This window comes from Pantoea sp. (assembly GCF_028283705.1).
In the GTDB taxonomy this organism is placed as follows: Bacteria; Pseudomonadota; Gammaproteobacteria; order Enterobacterales; family Enterobacteriaceae; genus Pantoea.
Window position 1 is genome coordinate 82,726 of sequence record NZ_JAPWKD010000025.1, and the last position, 19,132, is coordinate 101,857.

The 19,132-nt window shown below is 55.6% G+C and carries 17 protein-coding genes; 8 read left to right on the forward strand and 9 right to left on the reverse strand.

Annotation, left to right across the window (positions count from 1 at the left end; all coding sequences use genetic code 11):
* Positions 1–4 precede the first annotated feature (4 nt).
* Positions 5–832 carry a hypothetical protein gene (locus PW844_RS21290; protein WP_299456122.1) on the forward strand — a complete coding sequence of 276 codons (828 nt, stop codon included), beginning with the start codon at positions 5–7 and terminating at the stop codon, positions 830–832.
* Positions 833–906: 74 nt separating this feature from the next.
* A complete protein-coding gene (locus PW844_RS21295; RefSeq protein WP_299456124.1) occupies positions 907–1,689 on the forward strand; it encodes a DUF3750 domain-containing protein in 783 nt (260 codons plus the stop codon).
* Here PW844_RS21295 and mgtE read toward each other — a convergent pair.
* The 5 genes from mgtE to ppk1 all read right to left on the reverse strand — a co-directional run bounded on the left by mgtE (position 1,686) and on the right by ppk1 (position 7,758).
* Complete coding sequence (gene mgtE, locus PW844_RS21300; protein WP_299456126.1) at positions 1,686–3,119, reverse strand: magnesium transporter; 1,434 nt, start codon at positions 3,117–3,119, stop codon at positions 1,686–1,688. The genes PW844_RS21295 and mgtE overlap by 4 nt on opposite strands.
* 120 nt (positions 3,120–3,239) lie before the next feature.
* On the reverse strand, positions 3,240–3,425 hold the full coding sequence (locus tag PW844_RS21305; protein ID WP_084876286.1) for a YfgG family protein: 186 nt from the start codon (positions 3,423–3,425) through the stop codon (positions 3,240–3,242).
* A gap of 131 nt (positions 3,426–3,556) precedes the next feature.
* Positions 3,557–4,156 (reverse strand): tellurite resistance methyltransferase TehB, encoded by a 600-nt coding sequence (tehB, locus tag PW844_RS21310; protein ID WP_299456131.1) that lies wholly within the window; start codon positions 4,154–4,156, stop codon positions 3,557–3,559.
* A 12-nt stretch (positions 4,157–4,168) separates the two neighbouring features.
* On the reverse strand, positions 4,169–5,692 hold the full coding sequence (gene ppx / locus PW844_RS21315; protein WP_084876284.1) for an exopolyphosphatase: 1,524 nt from the start codon (positions 5,690–5,692) through the stop codon (positions 4,169–4,171).
* A gap of 5 nt (positions 5,693–5,697) precedes the next feature.
* A complete protein-coding gene (ppk1, locus tag PW844_RS21320; RefSeq protein WP_299456136.1) occupies positions 5,698–7,758 on the reverse strand; it encodes a polyphosphate kinase 1 in 2,061 nt (686 codons plus the stop codon).
* Between the two features lie 173 nt (positions 7,759–7,931).
* Between ppk1 and PW844_RS21325 the strand changes: the two genes are divergently transcribed.
* From PW844_RS21325 to pstB, 3 genes are read left to right on the forward strand one after another with little or no spacing between them, the layout of a single operon-like run.
* Entirely contained in the window at positions 7,932–10,013 is a 2,082-nt protein-coding gene (locus PW844_RS21325; protein WP_299456138.1) for an ABC transporter permease subunit, read from the forward strand.
* Entirely contained in the window at positions 10,010–11,608 is a 1,599-nt protein-coding gene (gene pstA / locus PW844_RS21330; RefSeq protein ID WP_299456140.1) for a phosphate ABC transporter permease PstA, read from the forward strand. The genes PW844_RS21325 and pstA overlap by 4 nt, the downstream gene beginning before the upstream one ends.
* Before the next feature lie 12 nt (positions 11,609–11,620).
* Positions 11,621–12,388 (forward strand): phosphate ABC transporter ATP-binding protein PstB, encoded by a 768-nt coding sequence (gene pstB / locus PW844_RS21335; protein WP_299456142.1) that lies wholly within the window; start codon positions 11,621–11,623, stop codon positions 12,386–12,388.
* A 100-nt stretch (positions 12,389–12,488) separates the two neighbouring features.
* Here pstB and purN read toward each other — a convergent pair whose 3' ends face one another.
* Together purN and purM are read right to left on the reverse strand one after the other, a co-directional pair.
* Complete coding sequence (purN, locus tag PW844_RS21340) at positions 12,489–13,127, reverse strand: phosphoribosylglycinamide formyltransferase (protein ID WP_299456144.1); 639 nt, start codon at positions 13,125–13,127, stop codon at positions 12,489–12,491.
* Positions 13,124–14,164, reverse strand: a complete 1,041-nt coding sequence (purM, locus tag PW844_RS21345) for a phosphoribosylformylglycinamidine cyclo-ligase (protein WP_299456146.1) — start codon at positions 14,162–14,164, stop codon at positions 13,124–13,126. The genes purN and purM overlap by 4 nt, the downstream gene beginning before the upstream one ends.
* A 241-nt stretch (positions 14,165–14,405) precedes the next feature.
* Between purM and upp the strand changes: the two genes are divergently transcribed.
* The 3 genes from upp to hda all read left to right on the forward strand — a co-directional run bounded on the left by upp (position 14,406) and on the right by hda (position 17,182).
* Positions 14,406–15,032: a uracil phosphoribosyltransferase gene (upp, locus tag PW844_RS21350; RefSeq protein ID WP_021184323.1), complete on the forward strand. Its 627-nt coding sequence runs from the start codon at positions 14,406–14,408 to the stop codon at positions 15,030–15,032.
* Between the two features lie 71 nt (positions 15,033–15,103).
* Positions 15,104–16,387: a uracil permease gene (uraA, locus tag PW844_RS21355; RefSeq protein WP_299456150.1), complete on the forward strand. Its 1,284-nt coding sequence runs from the start codon at positions 15,104–15,106 to the stop codon at positions 16,385–16,387.
* An 87-nt stretch (positions 16,388–16,474) separates the two neighbouring features.
* Complete coding sequence (gene hda / locus PW844_RS21360) at positions 16,475–17,182, forward strand: DnaA inactivator Hda (RefSeq protein WP_208716049.1); 708 nt, start codon at positions 16,475–16,477, stop codon at positions 17,180–17,182.
* Here the strand turns inward: hda and arsC are convergent.
* Complete coding sequence (gene arsC / locus PW844_RS21365) at positions 17,179–17,535, reverse strand: arsenate reductase (glutaredoxin) (protein WP_299456197.1); 357 nt, start codon at positions 17,533–17,535, stop codon at positions 17,179–17,181. The two genes, hda and arsC, sit on opposite strands and share 4 nt — an antisense overlap.
* The gene (locus PW844_RS21370) at positions 17,529–18,995 is read right to left on the reverse strand and encodes a M48 family metallopeptidase (RefSeq protein ID WP_299456155.1); all 1,467 of its coding nucleotides are present in this window, start codon (positions 18,993–18,995) and stop codon (positions 17,529–17,531) included. The genes arsC and PW844_RS21370 overlap by 7 nt, the downstream gene beginning before the upstream one ends.
* Positions 18,996–19,132 lie beyond the last annotated feature (137 nt).

Consider the following 19,132-nt stretch of genomic DNA (forward strand, 5'->3'; position numbering starts at 1 on the left):
TGAAATGAATATTGAAGAACTCATTGCTGCGGAAGAAGACTATTTCGCGCCAATGATTGCCAGAGCAGAAAAAGCCACTGCCGAACAACGTGCGTCATGGCAAAAAGAGACGGTGCGCGAAAGGCAGGAAAGGATTTCGCTGGAGGTTTTTGATTCTGTTGAGGGTAGGGTTAAATACGGACCATTTAAAGGTCTGCAATTAAACCGTGAGACCTGGTGGGGCAAACTCGATTTAGGTTCTCAGTGCCTTGGTTTATATGAAAAAGAGCTACTCAATTTTATTGAGGCACTGCCAGATAATCGGTTCTCTCATTTTATTGATATTGGTGCTGCGGATGGTTATTACGCCATTGGCATGCTGGTTTCGCAAAAAATCCGCAATTGCATCTGTTTTGAACAGTCGGAAAAAGGCCAGCAAACGATTCTGGCGAACTGGCAACGTAATCACTCACCGGGAAAGCTAAAGATCTTCGGCGAAGCCAATGAGCAGAGTCTGGCCTCGTTGTTACCAGAAGAATTGCAACGGGCGCTGGTATTAATTGATATCGAAGGTTTTGAGTTCGAACTGTTGAATCCGGCCTTTTTAGCGAAACTCCAATCCTGCACCATCATCATCGAAGTGCATAACTGGGTAGAGGATTTCCTCGCCAAATATACGCAGCTGTTGCGTAATGCCCATCTCTTCTTTGACATTGAAATGGTTGAGCGTATTGATCGCACCACCAGTCATCTGCCTGAATTAAGAGATATGACGGATGACAATCGTCTGCTGTTTACCTCTGAACGTCGGCCCTGCATGATGCGCTTTTTACAGCTGACGCCGAAAAAGTGATCTGACACGCCTCGTTAAGCGGGTAAATCTCAGACAGGCTATGCTGCCTTGCCGATTTCCCGCTGGACGCCACTATGCTGACCCTTAAAGCGTTTTCACTCTGCGTTGTTATGATCATCCTGTTGTCGCTTTGTGCCAGCCTGGCGCGTGCCACGCATAGCGTTGGAGCCACCAGCGAGCGTGATGGCTGGTGGTCAGCGCGGCGTGATTCAGCCGGTATCGCCCCCGACCCGCGCAGCCATGCGTCGGAAGCGATTGTGCAGGTTTATGCGGCCCCGACCTATGGCTGGAAGGGGGCGGTGGCGGTCCATCCGTGGATCATCTTTAAGCGCGCCGGTGAAACGCAATACAACCGTTATGAGGTGATTAGCTGGGGCAGCGATGACAAAGTGCGCCACAACGCCAATGTCCCGGATGGTTACTGGTATGGCGCACGGCCAAGGCTATTGGTGGAGCATCGCGGGGCGGCGGCGCAGGCGATGATTCCGCAGATTGAAGCTGCCATCAAATCCTATCCGTGGCCCCAGACTTATCACGCCTGGCCGGGTCCGAACAGCAATACGTTTCTTGCCCATATTGGCCGTGAAGTTCCGGCACTGGAACTGGATTTACCCGCCAACGCGGTAGGGAAGGATTACCGGCCGCTGTGGAATCCGGTGGGGCTACCGCCATCGGGACGAGGCATTCAGGTATCCGTGCTGGGGCTGGCTGGGGTGACAGTCGGCGCTGAAGAAGGGTTTGAACTGAATGTGCTGGGCCTGAATATGGGGCTGGATTTCAGCCCGTTCCGTCTGCGCTTACCCTTTATTGGTGGCATCGGTAGCGACAATGTTCAGCAGGATAACCCGCCGGGTTAATGGTGCAGTAAAAACAGCGTAGCCAGCCCGAGGAAAATAAAAAAGCCCCCGGTATCGGTGATGGCGGTGATCAGCACGCTGGATCCGACTGCCGGGTCGCGTTTCAGTTTGGTCATGATCAGTGGGATCAGCACCCCCATCAACGCAGCCAGCAGCAGGTTGAGCACCATCGCCAGCATCATCACCCCTCCCAGCGCCAGATTGTCGTACATCATCCAGGTGACTCCGCCCATAATGCCGCCCCAGAACACGCCGTTTAGCAACGCGACGCCAAGCTCGCGCAGGATCAGAAACGAAAAGTTGCCCGGTTCCACCTGATGCAATGCCAGCGCGCGCACAATCATGGTGATGGTTTGATTGCCGGTATTACCGCCAATCCCGGCCACGATCGGCATCAGGGTTGCCAGCGCCACCAGTTGCGAGATAGTGGCTTCAAACAGGCCGATCACGCGCGAGGCAACAAACGCGGTGCAAAGGTTAATCGCCAGCCACGCCCAGCGTTTGCTTACCGCTTTACGTACCGGCGCGAACACATCCTCTTCCTGGCTGATACCGCCCATTTTACGGATATTGCTTTCGTTCTCTTCGTTGACGAGGTCAATCACGTCCTCGACGATAACGCGGCCAATCAGCTTGCCTTTTGCATCGGTGACCGCGGCAGAAATCAGGTTATAACGTTCAAATGCGCCCGCCGCGTCTTCCGCTTTATCGTTAAGCTGGAAGGTGGTGGGTTTGGCGTTCATAACGCTTTCAACCCGCGTGCTGGGCGGATTAAGCAGGATGGTGGTGAGCGGCAGCTCGCCCAGCAATTGGTTGCTTTTATCGGTGATAAATAGCTTATCAGTGCCATCCGGCATGGTTTTATGGCGGCGCAAAAAACGCTGCACGGTGGCCAGTGTGACATCCGCGCGCACCGTCAGGATGTTGAAATCCATGATACGCGCCACCTGGTCACGGTCGAACTCTTCCACGCTGAGCACATGCGCACGCTGGCTGGGATCCAGCGTGGTCAGCAGGCGTCCGGTCAGATCGCGCGGCAGATAGCGTGCCAGATAAGCCTGGTCGTCAAGATCCAGCGGCTCGATGGCGCGCAGGATCTCGCGATCGGTCATGTTTTCGGTCAGGCTGGCCCAGACAGTATCGGAGGCTTCAACCAATACCCGACCACGTTGTTCACAGGGAACTAAGCGCCACAGTGCCTGACGCTCGACATGCGGCAGCGCTTCGAGAATGTCGGCCAAATCCGCGGCGTGCATCATCTGCAAATCACTTTCCAGCTGCTGACGCCAGCCGTTGATCTCTTTCAGCTCACTGGCAGACAAATCCACCGATTTATCCAGCAGAACATCCACTAAATCGTGTTGAGTAAGCAGCAGGTTGAGAATGCGATGGCGGGTTTCAGTCAGTTGTTGCGCGGGCGAAGCAGACATAACGCGTCCTTTGTGTCTGTAATTGTCAGGTCGAAGTGTAGTGCGTTACGGGTAAACAGGGCAAAACAGGTTGCATTGTCGCACAGGGCAATGTGAAGGTGCAGTGACTCGCAAATTCCTTTAACGCGTGTCGGTACTGCTTTGCGTCACCGGATCGGGCGTGGCTTTCTTCTGCTGATGATGCTCAATGGCACCTGGAATAGTGAAAATCAGACGGCCAACCAAAATGAAAAAACTGATCAGCAAAACAATGCGCGTCATCGAACCGGTTTTGGGACGTCTTCGTGCGGGGAAAGCGTTATTCACGCGGGGTGATTCCTGTCGATACCCATTTGGGCGATAGCAACATTTAGTCATACTTAGATCGGTAAAGCAATCGCTGTGTGAAAAATGAGCAGAAAAGGTTAAAAGTGGCGGCGCATCTGCGCCGCGACCAATCAGTAACTGGCTTTTTGCGCCAGCAGCGTAGCGAAGCGGCAGCGGATTCGCTGGCCGTTTTCATCACGCCGATGCAGCTCACCAACATGCTCGTTATATTTCACGATATGCCAGTTGCGATAGTAGTTACTGAGTTCACCGGATTTAAAGGTGAACGGGAAGTTGAGCGGATTGGGATAATCGTCAGTGTCCATGGCGGCGACAATCAGGTTGTAGCCATATTTCACCGTGCTGGCCTGCATATCGGCAATCAGCTGCGGAATGGTTTCCGGTTGCAGAAACATCATCACCACGGTGGAGAGCACCAGCTGGTAATCGCCGTTGAAGCGGACCTGGTTCAGGTCACAGGCTTCCGCCCGGATATGTTGCAGCTGCTCATCGTGGATAATCTGCTGCAACCGGGCCAGGCTTTGCGGATTGCTATCCCAGCCAGTGACATCAAACCCCTGTTGATTGAGATACAGGCTGTTGCGGCCCTGGCCGCAGCCCAAATCCAGCACCTTACCGGGTGTTAATTTGGGCAGTGCTTCCAGCACTTCCGAGTGCGGTGGCGTCAGGCCATACTTTTCCGCGAAATAGTTGTCAGGACGAATGGTCATAATAACCCGCGTTTACTCCTCTTGCAGAATCAGGTTCCAGCCGGTCACTTCATTCCAGTAGCTTTGCTCGCGCTCCAGATCCAGCTGCACCAGCGTGTTCTGGCTGAAGTAGCCTGCCGGGAAAGTGAGCGTCCAGTGTCCGTCATCGGTATTCAGCTTCAGCGTATCCGGGCGCGTGGTGGCCTGGCGCTGATTATTCAACAGGGTGCCGAGACGTAGCAGGAAAACCAGCGGCAGAAACTGCTTCTTCTTAAACAAGGTGAAACGTGGCATTTCATCCACCTTCACCGCTTTACGGTGGAAGCGTACCAGCATCGCCAGCAGCATCTGTTGATCCTGATTAAAACCTGGCATGTTGGTGTATTGCAGGATGTAGGCCGAGTGACGCTGCATGCCGCTGTGGTTGATGGTCAGTCCGACTTCATGCAAGGTTGCCGCCCATTTCAGCAGGGCCGCCAGTTGCGGATTCGCCAGCTTTGGGTTTTGGTCGAGCCATTGCAGATACAGTTGCTCGGTGGTTTCCAGCACACGACGCGCCTGCTCGTTATCGATGGCGTAATGATTTGCCAGACTTTGAGCGGTACGGCTGCGGATATCCTGGTGGCGGAAGCGGCCTTCCATTTCATACAGCACGCCTTCGCGCAGGGCACCATCGGACAGACGCAGCTCGCGAATCGCCAACGCATCAAAGACGCCACACAGAATTGCCAGTCCAGGCACAAACACCGCTTTACGTTCTTCAGACAGGCCCGGCAGGCTAAGTGCTGCAAAAGATTTGTGCTTGATCACCTCGTTATACAGCTGGTCCAGCCGCTCCGGGGTAATCAGCTTCTCTTTCTCGCCCATGGCCAGCAGCACTTCACAGGCGGCTTTGATGGTGCCAGACGCGCCCAGCGCGTACTGCCAGCCATGCAGACGATATTGCCAGGCCAGGGTTTCCAGCTTTTGCGCCGCCGCCAGACGGGCGCGACGGAAGTTTTCCGGCGAGATTTCCCCTTTGGGGAAATACAGCTGGGCAAAGCTGACGCAACCCATACGGCGGCTTTCCACCAGCTGCGGTTCGAAATCTTCGCCAATCACCAGCTCGGTCGAGCCGCCGCCGATATCGATCACCAGCTTACGGCCTTTCTCCGGCTGCGTATGTTCCACGCCCATAAAGATCAGACGTGCTTCTTCATTGCCGGAAATCACTTCAATCGGGTAGGGGATGACGTCGGCCGCCCGTTGCAGAAACTCTTCAGCGTTAATCGCCTGACGCAGCGTATGCGTCCCCACGATGGTGACGTTAGCCGGGCTGAACCCTTGCAGGCGCTCGGCAAACAGCGCCAGGCAGCTCAGCCCGCGCTGGATCGCCTCTTCGCTCAGGCGATTCTGTGCATCCAGCCCATCGGCCAGATGCACACGTTGCTTGAGTCGTCCCAGCACCTGCATGGCACCATCCACCACACGGGCAATCACCATATGAAAACTGTTGGAGCCGAGGTCAATGGCCGCAAACTCCTGTGGCTTCGGCGTACTCTTATGGGAAATTGGCATAGGAATTATTCAGGTTGTTCCAGTTTCTTGATGTAATCGTAAATCGCCAGCTGCGAGCGCACCTTCCGGCGGTTGCCGCGCGGCACATAACGGTTACTCAGTTCTTTGTCGACGATACGGGCTTTTACTGTATCGCTAAACAGGATGGCAATGATATCCAGGACGCGCTCTTTCAGACGAGGGTCCAGGATCGACACCGCCACTTCAATACGATAATCGATATTGCGTGTCATCCAGTCCGCAGAGGAGAGATACACTTTTTTATCGCCACCGTTTTCGAAAATATAGACGCGGTCGTGCTCCAGGTAGCGGTCAACGATACTAATCACGCGAATATTTTCGCTAATGCCGGGTAAATCCGGGATCAGCGAGCACATACCGCGTACCAGCAGGTTCACTTTTACTCCGGCAGATGACGCCGCATACAGCCGATCCACCAGACCGTTATCCACCAGGTTATTAATTTTCAACGTAATACCCGCTGGAATACCCTGCTGCACGTTGGCAATTTCGTTATCAATCAATTGATAAAGCATATTGCGCGAATTTTGCGGCGACACCATCAGATGGTCGAAACTCACCGGACGATACGGATTTTCAATAAAGTTAAACACCCGACGGACTTCATTGGTGATACGCGCATCCGCAGTTAACAAAGAATAGTCAGTATAAATGCGTGCGGTTTTTTCGTTGAAGTTACCGGTGCCGATATGTGCGTAGCGCACAATCTCGTCCCCTTCGCGACGCGAGATCAGGAACAGTTTGGCGTGAATTTTCAGACCCGGCGCAGAGAAAATCACATGGACGCCTGCTTCGGTCAGACGCTTCGCCCAGCGGATGTTGGCTTCCTCATCAAAGCGCGCCTGCAATTCCACCACCACCGTCACTTTTTTGCCATTGTAGGCCGCGTGGATCATCGCATCCATGATGCGCGAGTTTTTCGCCACACGGTAGATGTTGATTTTGATCGCCAGCACGCTGGGGTCGAAGGAAGCCTGGCGCAGCAGTTCCAGCACATGCTCGAAAGTATGGTACGGATAGTAGAGCAGCACATCGCGGTTGCGAATGGCGTCAAAGCCGTTGCGGAAGCCATCAAAGCCAATATGACGAATCTGCGGTAACGGGCGATTCTCCAGATTGCTTTTACCTTCATTCGGGAAACTGATGAAATCTTTGAAGTTATGGTAACGGCCGCCCGGCACCACCGAGTCATAGTTGGAGATAGAGAGCTTATGACGCAGCATCTCCACCATTTCATCCGGCATATCACGCTGATATACGAAGCGTACCGGCTCGGCGTTGAGGCGCTGTTTCAGGCTGGAGGACATCAGTTCCAGCAGGCTGGATTCCATCTCAGTGACCAGATCGTACTCGGCATCGCGCGTCATCTTCATGGAATAGGCATTCAGCGAATCATAATCGAAAAAGCCTTTGAAAATTTCATCAAGGCAATAGCGCAGAATGTTGTCCAGCAGGATCATCGGTTTACGACGGCGGGGTGACTCGGCCGGCAGGTTAACGAAACGCGGCACTTTATCGGACGGAATCTCCAGCAGGGCATAGCGTTTGTCTTCACCACGAATGATTTCCACCGCCAGATAGGTGTAATCGTCCTTAAGGAATTCGATTAAATCGGTGTCGTGGTTGAGCAGAATCGGCGTGATATGCTGACGCAGCTGGTGCTTGAAGTAATACCGCAGCCAGACCTGCTGATTGGGCGACAGCTGACGTTCATTAATCAGGAAGATCTGATTACGCGCCATCTCCAGCAGCAATTCGTTATACAACGCGTCAAATTCCTGGTCGGATTTCAGCACCCGTAGTTGAATTTTCTTCAGCAGATGACGTGGGGTGCTGGGCGATCCTTGTTCCTCACCGATCAGAATGCGACGTTTCAAATCCGCGAAGCGGACTTTATAAAACTCATCAAGGTTGTTCGAATAGATCCCGAGGAAACGCATACGTTCAATCAGCGGGTTACTTTTATCCGCTGCTTCCTGTAACACGCGTTCATTAAATGATAACCAGCTTAATTCTTTTTCTATATACAGCTTTTCCTGACCCATTCTGACTCCGTGATGCTGTTGCTGGACGGGGTGTCCGGCGAAAAGGGGCTTTCCGCTCAGTGTCCGTCACCATTATGGCGAGAGTATGGCAGGCTTGTCCAACGCCAACAGTTGTCTTATCAATCAGCTACGGGCAACATAGCGGCTTGTCTACGAGCGTAACCCTGGTCTGCATGAGCATAACAAGAATTCCCGTCCACTTTAGTGATAGCCGCCGTCGAGCCATCGACCGGTGGGTAAAGCGTGTTGTCACCGCCTGCGGCGTGGGGATTCTGGCTTTGATGTTACTGCTATTTTTCTGGTTGATCTGGGTAGTAATGCCACTTTTTAATCCGCCAGGGATGCAGATCGTCGCCAGTCAGCAGCTGTGGGATAAGGCCCCGGTGCTGGCATTAGGCAACGATGGGCAACTGGGATGGCGCATCAGCCGCGATGAAGCACGTTTTATTCCGCTTGATGGTCAACCTGCCGGGCCTGCGCTGGCACTGAATGGTAAACCGGATGCGGTGGTGCAAAGCGCCGACCACAACAGCCTGCTGTTGAATATGCAGGGTGACCTGATGTTGATGCAACCGGTTAATGGTGAATGGCGTTTTCCGCTGGGCGATCGTCCGATGCATCTGCCGCAGGGAGCCGTAGCGCAGATGGCACTGGCTACCCTCGGGGTTGATCAATGGCGCATCGCTGCGCAAACCGCCAGCGGCATTATCGTGCTGACGCTGGATAAATCAGCCCACGTCAACCAGATTGTCCTGTCTCAACAGCAGGCTGATCATCTGCTGTTCTCCCCGGATGGCAACCTGCTGTATACCAGCGAGGGCCGTCTGCTGCGTGTCTGGCAAATCAGCGATGACGGTGCGCAACTGCGTGAAACACAAACGCTGGTGCAGCGTCCGCGTAGCCTGCATCTGCTGGCTGGTGGCCGCACCCTGCTGATTCAGGATCAACGCGGCATCAGCCAATGGTTCGCGATTACCGGTCCACAGGGGCCACGTTTACAGGAAATCCATACTTTTGACGGCAGTTCGGATACGGCTTTGATTGTGACCGAACCACAGCGTCGCGTCTTCGCCACCCTGACACCTGAGGGCGATGTCAGCCTGTTCGCCAGTAAGCAGCAGGGGGCGACAGTCACCCGCAAGCTGGAACCGGGCATCGTGGCTGCCGCTTTTTCACCGCGCGGCGAAACGCTGGTGGTGGAACGGGCAGGGCAATGGCAGCGTCTGCGCCTTGACGATCCCTGGCCTGACTTTAGCTGGCGCAATCTGTGGCAGAAAATCTGGTATGAAAACTATCCACAGCCAGATTGGGTGTGGCAATCCACGGCGGCGGGGGACAGCTATCAGGCCAAATTCAGCCTGATACCGATGATTATTGGCACCCTGAAGGCCGCCAGCCTGGCGCTGTTGTTTGCCACTCCACTGGCGCTGGCTGCGGCGATGTACACCGCGTGGTTTATGACACCGGGCCTGCGCCGCTGGGTGAAACCGGGCATTGAGATGATGGGTGCGCTGCCGAGCGTGGTCATCGGCCTGATTGCCGGGGTGTGGCTGGCACCGCATATCAGCAATGCGTTGATTGGCGTGTTACTGTTGCCGCTGATACTGGCGGCCACGTTGTTGTTATGCGGAGTGCTCAGCCCGCGGCTGCCCGCGCGCTGGCGTCAGCCTGGCTATGAAGTGCTGCTGTTGCTGCCGATTCTGCTGGTGGTGACGTTGCTGACGCTCTGGCTGCCAACCCATTTCTGGCCCGCGATGGGGGAACGGCTGGCTCATTATGAACAGCGCAACCTGCTGGTGGCTGCGCTGGCGATGGCATTTGCGCTGGTACCCCTGATTTTTACCTTATCGGAAGATGCGTTATTCAGCGTGCCGGTCTCACTGGGGCAAGGCTCGCTGGCGCTGGGGGCTACGCCGTGGCAGACCCTGACGCGTGTGATCTTGCCCGGTGCTTCGGCCGGGATTTTTGCCGCACTGATGATTGGTTTTGGTCGGGCTCTGGGGGAAACCATGATCGTGCTGATGGCAACCGGTAACACCCCGGTGAGTGAAGGCGGGTTATTTGCCGGATTACGTGCGCTTTCCGCCAATATCGCTATTGAAATGCCGGAAGCGGCAGCGGGCAGCGCCCATTATCGCATTCTGTTTCTCAGTGCGCTGATTCTGCTGATATTTACCTTAATCATTAACACGGTGGCGGAAGTGATCCGTCAGCGCCTGCGACAGCGCTACAGCCAGCATGAGGGACAGGGATGAAGGCAATGCGCCAAAATGATCGCTGGCGTTGGCTGACTGCCGGTGCTGTGGCCGTATGTTTACTGGCTTTTACCCTGCTGATTGGCTTACTGGCGTGGCAGGGGATGCGTGCCTTCTGGCCGCAGCTGGTCGATCAATATCTGTTCCAGCCACCTGAGGGCGATCCGGTGATGGTGCTGGGGGAAACCCTGCAACGACAGCGGCATGACAGCGGCTGGCGTTATTGGGTGAAAACCGGTAATCGTGATTTTTCCCCTCCTGATTTTCGCGTGATTGATAGCCAGAGCCGGGCGAAAACCCGTAGGCCTGCGGATGTGATAGTGCTGCAACGTCGCAGCGGCGGGAATGCCTATGGCTGGTTTATTGAGCTGCGTGAAGATAATGAAGTGCTGACGGCGCGCGACCGTGATGCGTTGCTGCACCAGCGTTTGCAACAGGTCCACGGGCAGCTGCGGCAGGCCAGCCATATTCGCCGTATCGAAATGGCGCGCCTCAATGCCCAACTGGAAAATCTGCAACGACAGGCTGAGAGGCAACAGCTGAAAGGGGAGTTTAGCGCGCAGCGTCAGTCTGAATACGACGCCAATAGCGCCGCTTTGCAACGGAACTTCGCTGCGCTGGGCAGCCAGCTGGCGCAGTTGCAAAGCGCCAGTCATCGGGATGTGCTGGTGTTGCGCGACGTGCAGGGACAGGACCATCTGATCCCGCTGGCGCAAATTGTCGCGACCTGGTATCCGAATAACATGAGCCTCGGCCAGAAAATGCAGCATTTTCTCAGCCAGCTATGGCAATTTGTCAGCGATAACCCGGCGGCAGGCGAGAGCGAAAGCGGCGCCTTTCCGGCGATTTTTGGTACGGTACTGATGGTGTTGCTGATGTCGGTTATCGTCATGCCACTCGGTGTGGTGGCGGCGGTCTGGCTGCATGAATACGCCGGTCGCAACGCGCTGACCCGGCTGGTGCGGATTGCAGTGGTGAATCTGGCGGGGGTTCCCTCGATTGTTTATGGCGTGTTTGGTCTGGGCTTTTTTGTCTGGCTGATTGGCGGCACCATTGACCAGATATTTTACGCGCGCGCCTTGCCCAATCCGACATTTGGTACCCCCGGTCTGCTGTGGGCGGCGTTGACGCTGGCGCTGCTGACGCTGCCGGTGGTAATCGTCGCCACGGAAGAAGGTCTGTCCCGTATCCCGGATAGCCTGCGACAAGGTTCGCTGGCGTTGGGGGCGACGCAGGCCGAAACCCTGTGGCGCGTGGTACTGCCGATGGCGGTTCCGGCGATGCTGACGGGGTTGATTCTGGCGGTGGCGCGTGCTGCCGGGGAAACTGCCCCGCTGATGCTGGTCGGGGTGGTGAAGATGGTACCGGAACTGCCAGTAGACGCAGTGTTTCCTTATCTGCACCTTGACCGCAAATTTATGCACCTCGGTTTTCAGATTTACGATCTGGCCTTCCAGAGCCCGAATATCGACGCTGATCGTCCCCTGGTTTACGCCACCGCCCTGTTGCTGGTGGTGATCATCCTGTCGCTCAATTTGCTGGCGATGGCGTTGCGCCACCGTCTGCGTGAGCGTTACCGGCTTATGACGCATTAAAAGGTTTTACACATGACGCCCGATTACGACATCGCTCTTGAGGTTAATCAGCTTTCGCTATGGTATGGCGAACGCCAGGCGCTGAATAACATTGCCCTGCAACTGCCGAAGAATCGCATCACGGCGCTGATTGGCCCCTCCGGCTGCGGCAAATCGACGCTGTTGCGCTGCTTTAATCGCATGAATGATGTGATCGATCGCTGCCGGGTGGAAGGTGAGATCCTGTTGGGGCAGCATGCCATTATGCAACCGGAACAGGATCTGGCTGCGCTGCGGCGGCGTGTTGGCATGGTGTTTCAGCGCCCGAATCCGTTCCCTAAATCAATTTATGAAAACGTGGTTTATGGTCTGCGCTTGCAGGGCGTGCGCGATCGTCGGGTGCTGAATGAAGCCTGCGAAAATGCGCTGCGTGCGGCGGCGCTGTGGGGGGAGGTGAAGGATCAATTGGGGCAAAGTGCCTTAACCCTCTCCACCGGACAGCAGCAGCGGCTGGTGATTGCGCGCGCCATTGCCATTGAACCGGAAGTCCTGTTGCTGGACGAGCCGACCTCGGCGCTGGACCCGATCTCTACACTGGTGATTGAAGAGTTGATGAGCACGCTGAAGCAGCATTTCACGCTGGTGCTGGTGACGCACAATATGCAGCAGGCAGCGCGCGTGTCGGATTACACCGCGTTTATGCACCATGGCCAGCTGGTGGAGTTTGATGAAACTGACCGCATCTTCACCACGCCGAAAACACGGCGCACCGAAGATTACATTACGGGACGGTTTGGGTAAGGCAAAACCTAAAATATTGCGCGATAAATCGCGCCGCTACAAAAGGTTGCGAATACTGTAACGGCACGATTTATCGCGCGAAGTCGTATTGGGTACGGGATCAATCGTGGGCATAACCCTGTGGCGGCAACGGTTGGCCATCCAGCCAGGCGGCACCCTCGCGCATCTGCAAGCGTCCATCGACAAACCAGCTGATCACCAGCGGATAAATCGCATGCTCCTGATGCTGCACGCGGGCAGTGACTTCATCTTCCGTATCATCCGCAAACACCGGTACGCGCGCCTGCAAAATAATCGGCCCGCCATCCAGCTCATCCGTGACGAAATGCACTGAGGTGCCGTGTTCCTCGTCGCCATTCTCCAGCGCCTGACGATGAGTGTGCAGGCCGGGATACTTCGGCAGCAGGGAGGGATGGATGTTGACCAGACGATCGTGGTAATGCGCAACAAACGCCTGGCTGAGAATACGCATGTAACCCGCCAGCACCACCAGATCCGGGGCGTAAGCATCAATGTCCTGCATCAGCTGGCGATCGAAGGCGTTACGGTCGGCAAATTCACTGGCGGCCAGCGTATGGGTCGCGACACCCGCTTCCTGCGCGCGCGTTAAACCCATGGCCGAGGCTTTATTACTGAAAACGGCAGCCACGCTGCCGTTAATCCGCCCGCTTGCGCAGGCGTCGAGGATGGACTGAAGATTGCTCCCGTTACCGGAAATCAGTACAACCAATTTCTTCATGGGTTGATGACCACACGCTCTTTGGAATCAGAAGCTTTGATCACACCGATTTTCCATGCCTGCTCGCCTGCGTCGGTCATCAGCTGAATTGCTTTGTCGGCTTCTGCCGCGCTCAGCGCAATCACCATACCCACGCCGCAGTTAAAGGTGCGGTACATTTCATGACGGCTAACGTTACCTGCCTGCTGCAGCCAGCCGAACACCGCTGGCCACTGCCAACTGCTCTCTTCCAGCACCGCCTGGGTGTTGTCCGGCAGTACGCGCGGAATGTTTTCCCAGAAGCCGCCACCGGTGAGGTGTGCAATCGCGTGCACATCAACCTGTTCGATCAGGCTGAGGATGTTTTTCACGTAGATGCGGGTCGGGGCCAGCAGATGATCGGCCAGCGATTTACCTTCCAGCTGTTTGCTTTCCGGATCGGTCTGGCTCACCTGGAGGATTTTACGCACCAGCGAATAGCCGTTGGAGTGCGGACCGCTGGAACCCAGCGCAATCAGTACATCGCCATCCTGCACTTTCGAGCCGTCGATGATTTCTGATTTTTCCACTACGCCAACGCAAAAACCGGCCACGTCGTAATCTTCGCCATGGTACATGCCTGGCATTTCAGCGGTTTCACCGCCAACCAGCGCACAACCCGATTGCAGACAACCTTCTGCGATACCGGTGATGACCGATGAAGCGGTATCTACATCCAGCTTGCCGGTTGCATAGTAGTCGAGGAAGAACAGCGGCTCAGCGCCTTGTACCACCAGGTCATTCACGCACATCGCCACCAGATCGATACCGATGCTGTCATGGCGCTTCAGATCCATAGCCAGACGCAGCTTGGTGCCGACGCCGTCGGTGCCGGAAACCAGCACTGGCTCGCGGTATTTCTGCGGCAGCGCACAAAGCGCGCCAAAGCCACCCAGTCCACCCATCACTTCCGGGCGGCGGGTCTTTTTCACTACGCCTTTGATACGGTCAACCAGAGCGTTACCAGCGTCAATATCTACACCGGCGTCTTTGTAGCTGAGAGAGGTCTTGTCGGTCACTGCGGAATCCCCACGCGAGTTGCGGTTGGTGGTTAAAATAAAGCGGCGTAATTCTACCAGCGCAGGCAAACGTTTGCGAGTCCCATCTCACGCCGCCTTTGCACAGTACCGCTTTTTCGCTAATCCTTAATCCCGGAGGGAGCAGGGCGTTGTATTGACCAATGACATATGGCGTCGCGGAAAAAAGGCGGTATAATCCGGCGATTTTTTTTTCGCTCAACACAATTCCGGGAGAACACTCATGAAGATCGTGGAAGTCAAACACCCGCTGGTCAAACATAAACTGGGCCTGATGCGTGAGCATGATGTCAGCACCAAGCGATTCCGCGAACTGGCCTCGGAAGTGGGTAGCCTGTTGACCTATGAAGCCACTGCCGACCTGGCAACCGAACGCGTTACCATCGAAGGCTGGAATGGCCCGGTAGAAATCGAACAAATCAAAGGCAAAAAAATTACCGTGGTGCCGATTCTGCGCGCCGGTCTGGGCATGATGGAAGGGGTGCTGGAGCACGTACCAAGCGCGCGTATCAGCGTGGTGGGTGTCTATCGTGATGAAGAAACCCTCGAGCCGGTGCCGTACTTCCAGAAACTGGTTTCCAACATTGAAGAACGCATGGCGCTGGTGGTTGACCCGATGCTGGCGACCGGTGGGTCAATGATCGCCACCATCGACCTGCTGAAAAAAGCCGGTTGTAACAGCATCAAGGTGCTGGTGCTGGTAGCGGCACCGGAAGGGATTGCCGCGCTGGAAAAAGCGCACCCGGATGTGGAACTGTACACCGCGTCTATCGATAAAGGCCTGAACGAGAAGGGCTACATTATTCCTGGTCTCGGCGATGCCGGTGACAAGATTTTCGGAACCAAATAAATAAAGCAGCCGGCCAGAGAGTCGGCTTTTTTTTGGCAAAAAAGCACCACACAACTCAAGGGGATAACTGAATGACTCGTCGCGCCATCGGCGTTAACGAACGACCGCCGCTACTCAAAACCATTCCACTCAGCCTGCAACATCTGTTTGCTATGTTTGGTGCAACGGTGCTGGTGCCGATTTTGTTCCACATCAACCCGGCCACGGTGTTGCTGTTTAACGGTGTCGGTACGCTGCTGTACCTGTTTATCTGTAAAGGCAAAATTCCGGCCTATCTCGGCTCCAGCTTTGCTTTTATTTCACCGGTATTGCTGCTGCTGCCGCTGGGCTATGAAGTGGCGCTGGGGGGCTTTATCCTCTGCGGCTTCCTGTTCTGTGTGGTGGCGCTGATAGTGAAAAAAGCCGGTACCGGCTGGCTGGACGTGATGTTCCCGCCAGCAGCGATGGGCGCAATTGTTGCGGTTATCGGCCTGGAACTGGCAGGCGTGGCGGCCAATATGGCCGGACTGCTGCCCGCTGAGGGTACCTCACCGGATGGCACCACCGTGTTTATCTCGATGGTCACGCTCGGCGTTACCGTTTTCGGTTCGGTACTGTTCCGGGGTTTCTTCGCCATCATCCCGATTCTGATTGGCGTGCTGGTGGGCTACGCGCTCTCTTCATTTATGGGGATCGTCAACTGGTCTTCGGTGGTGAATGCGCCCTGGTTCGCGTTGCCAACCTTCTACACGCCGCGCTTCGAGTGGGCAGCGATGCTGACCATTCTGCCTGCGGCGCTGGTGGTGATTGCCGAGCACGTTGGTCACCTGGTGGTGACGGCAAATATCGTCAAAAAAGATCTGATCCGCGATCCGGGCCTGCATCGCTCGATGTTTGCTAATGGTCTCTCTACCATGATCTCCGGTTTCTTCGGTTCGACGCCTAACACGACCTACGGTGAAAACATTGGCGTGATGGCGATTACCCGTGTCTACAGTACCTGGGTGATCGGCGGCGCGGCGATCCTGGCGATTCTGCTGTCCTGCGTCGGTAAACTGGCGGCGGCGATTCAGGCGATCCCGGTGCCGGTGATGGGCGGTGTCTCTTTGCTGCTGTACGGGGTGATCGGTGCCTCCGGTATCCGTGTGTTGATTGAATCCAAAGTGGATTACAACAAAGCACAGAACCTGATCCTTACCTCGGTGATCCTGATCATCGGTGTCAGTGGCGCGAAAGTCCATATCGGTGCTGCCGAGCTGAAAGGTATGGCGCTGGCGACCATCGTCGGTGTGGCCCTCAGCCTGATCTTCCGCGTAATCAGCCTGTTACGCCCGGAAGAAGTGGTGCTGGACGCTGAAGAACAACGCGAATCCTAAGCGTCTTTGCCGGGCAGGGAAGCCCGGTTCATCTCTGGCAAGGATCATGATAAACTTGCCCGGTTTTCTGCCCGTTCATACCCTGAGGTGCTTCTGAACACGCCGGCACAGCTTTCACTGCCACTTTACTTACCTGATGACGAAACCTTTGCCAGCTTCTGGCCAGGGGAAAATCCGTCCCTCCTCGCTGCGCTTCAAGGCGCGCTGGTGCAGCAACACGGCAGCTATCTCTATTTCTGGTCACGCGAAGGCGGTGGGCGCAGTCATCTGCTGCATGCGGCCTGCGCGGAAATGTCGGCGCGTGGTGAGGCGGTGGGTTACGTCCCGCTGGATAAACGCACCTGGTTTGTTCCCGATGTGCTGGAAGGCATGGAGCATCTGGCGTTGGTATGCATCGACAATATTGAATGTATCGCCGGGGATGCTGAATGGGAAATGGCGATCTTTGATCTCTACAACCGCATTCTGGAAATCGGTAAAACCCGTCTGTTGATCACCGGCGATCGTCCGCCGCGTCAGCTTAACCTCGGGTTGCCGGACCTGGCGTCCCGTCTCGACTGGGGCCAAATCTACCGCTTACAGCCGCTGTCGGATGACGACAAATTGCAGGCGATGCAGTTGCGTGCCGGGATCCGCGGATTTGAATTGCCGGAGGACGTCGGGCGCTTCCTGCTGAAACGCCTCGACCGTGAAATGCGTACCCTGTTTGACACACTCGACAGACTGGATCGTGCCTCGATCAGCGCACAACGCAAACTCACCATTCCCTTTGTTAAAGAAGCGCTGGGGCTTTAAACAATCTCCAGCACCGCTTCAGGCGGGCGACCGAGACGCGCCTGCTCACCGTTAATCACAATCGGCCTTTCAATCAGTTTCGGGTTTGCTGCCAGCGCCTGTAGCAGCTGATCTTCTGTCAGTTCCGGGTTGGCTAATTCCAGCGATTTATACAAATCTTCTTTGCGGCGCATCAGTTCACGCGCGCTGCTCATTCCAAGTTGTTTCAGCAAGGTTTTCAGCGTGGCTACGTCGGGTGGGGTCTCCAGATACAGCACCACTTCCGGCTGCACGCCCTGCTGTTGCAGCAGCGCGAGGGTTTCGCGGCTCTTGCTGCAACGCGGATTATGATAAATGGTCACCATGATTAAGATCCTTTTTGATACTGACGGAAGCGTTTTTGCAGCTCACGGAATTGGTCGATGCGCGCATCATAACGCGCCTGTTTCAGGCTGCCGATCGGCACCTGGGCGCTGGCGCTACTGAGTGCCCGGATGGCCTGATCCATCTGACCATTCAACGCCAGGCCTTCTGCGCGTGCCGAGAGTTCCTCATCCTGCAAACCCTGGGCGGCGGAAGCCTGCGCCAGCAGATCCCAGCCATTAGGATCGTCCGGGTGCGACCAGGTGTAGCGATTGAGGATGCGGCTGGCATTGGCGGGTTGTTTGGCTTCAACGTAGGCGTTCGCCAGGTTGAGCTGAATCACCGCATTGCTGTTGCTGCCTTTGGCGCTGCTGAGCATGTTGATAGCCTGCTGAGGTTGATTCAGACCGATATCAATGTCGGACATGATATCGAGAAACCAGACGTTATCCGGTTGTTTAGCCAGCATCGGCGCAATGATTTTCTTTGCGTTTTCAAAGCTTTTGGCCTGCAAAAACTGCACCGCTTTGCCGTACTGCGATGCCTGTTGTTCACGGCTGTTGCCTTTGGCGTATTGATTCAGCAGCTCATCGGTCAGCTGATTCTGGCCGGTGGAATACATGCCGAGAGAACGGACTTTCGCCATATAGAAATCCTGTGAGGACTGCACCACTACCGGACGCATCTGGTTCGCGCGGTTGCGCGCATCCGCCAGACGGCTGTCAGGCAGGGGGTGAGTCAGCAGGATTTCCGGGGGCTTAGACGAGAAGCGGCTTTGATCCGCCAGCTTTTGCAGGAAAGCAGGCATCGCCTGGGGATCAAACCCGGCGCGTTGCAACACCTGAATACCAATGCGGTCCGCTTCCTGTTCATTGCTTTGGGTAAAGCTGATCATCCCCTGCTGCGTCCCGGCGAGGGTGCCCATCAGCCCGGCCATCCCCGCCTGCGGGTTAGCAATCGCCAGCAAAATCGAACCGAGCGCACCGACCCAGGTCAGCGGCGCATTCTTCTTCTGTTCTTCCATAGCGCGTGCCAGATGGCGCTGGGTGACGTGGGAGATTTCGTGCGCCATCACCGATGCCAGCTGGCTTTCGTTATCGGTGAAGCGGAAAAGCGCCGAGTGCAGCACCACGTTGCCACCAAAGAAGGCGAAGGCGTTCAGCTCATCATTCTGGATCAGATAAAAATGAAACGGTGTGCGCACTGAGTCGGCATGCGCGACCAGGCGCTGTCCGAGTTGGTTGATATATTGATTCAGCAAGGGATCGTTGATCAGCGGGGCGCTGGCACGTAGCTGCCGCACATAGAAATCACCGATCTGCAATTCCTGATTAATCGACAGCGTTGCGCCCGCCGTGGTGCCCATATCGGGCAGAGAATCGCTCACGTCGGCGCGGGCACTCAGCGCGGGTGTGAGCAGCAGCGCAGGAATAAGGGCCGCCAGCACTGATTTCTTCAACCGGTTAAACATGCCTTGATCCTGTAACGAGTGACCTGAAATTGGACAGGTAAGTGGTGCAAATGTTCTGCGGACAGGGTTTTTATCTTAACCAGACTTATCGTACAAGCAAGCGCAGGCACGAAATGAGATAAATGCAAAATGTTGCT

Excerpts from the sequence above, each read along its gene's own strand:
- pstA (WP_299456140.1), top strand. The coding sequence starts at position 10,010 with ATGAAGGCAATGCGCCAAAATGATCGCTGGCGTTGGCTGACTGCCGGT.
- PW844_RS21290 (WP_299456122.1), top strand. The coding sequence starts at position 5 with ATGAATATTGAAGAACTCATTGCTGCGGAAGAAGACTATTTCGCGCCA.
- tehB (WP_299456131.1), bottom strand. The coding sequence starts at position 4,156 with ATGACCATTCGTCCTGACAACTATTTCGCGGAAAAGTATGGCCTGACG.
- pstB (WP_299456142.1), top strand. The coding sequence starts at position 11,621 with ATGACGCCCGATTACGACATCGCTCTTGAGGTTAATCAGCTTTCGCTA.
- upp (WP_021184323.1), top strand. The coding sequence starts at position 14,406 with ATGAAGATCGTGGAAGTCAAACACCCGCTGGTCAAACATAAACTGGGC.
- purN (WP_299456144.1), bottom strand. The coding sequence starts at position 13,127 with ATGAAGAAATTGGTTGTACTGATTTCCGGTAACGGGAGCAATCTTCAG.
- PW844_RS21295 (WP_299456124.1), top strand. The coding sequence starts at position 907 with ATGCTGACCCTTAAAGCGTTTTCACTCTGCGTTGTTATGATCATCCTG.
- mgtE (WP_299456126.1), bottom strand. The coding sequence starts at position 3,119 with ATGTCTGCTTCGCCCGCGCAACAACTGACTGAAACCCGCCATCGCATT.
- ppx (WP_084876284.1), bottom strand. The coding sequence starts at position 5,692 with ATGCCAATTTCCCATAAGAGTACGCCGAAGCCACAGGAGTTTGCGGCC.
- ppk1 (WP_299456136.1), bottom strand. The coding sequence starts at position 7,758 with ATGGGTCAGGAAAAGCTGTATATAGAAAAAGAATTAAGCTGGTTATCA.
- uraA (WP_299456150.1), top strand. The coding sequence starts at position 15,104 with ATGACTCGTCGCGCCATCGGCGTTAACGAACGACCGCCGCTACTCAAA.
- PW844_RS21370 (WP_299456155.1), bottom strand. The coding sequence starts at position 18,995 with ATGTTTAACCGGTTGAAGAAATCAGTGCTGGCGGCCCTTATTCCTGCG.
- PW844_RS21325 (WP_299456138.1), top strand. The coding sequence starts at position 7,932 with ATGAGCATAACAAGAATTCCCGTCCACTTTAGTGATAGCCGCCGTCGA.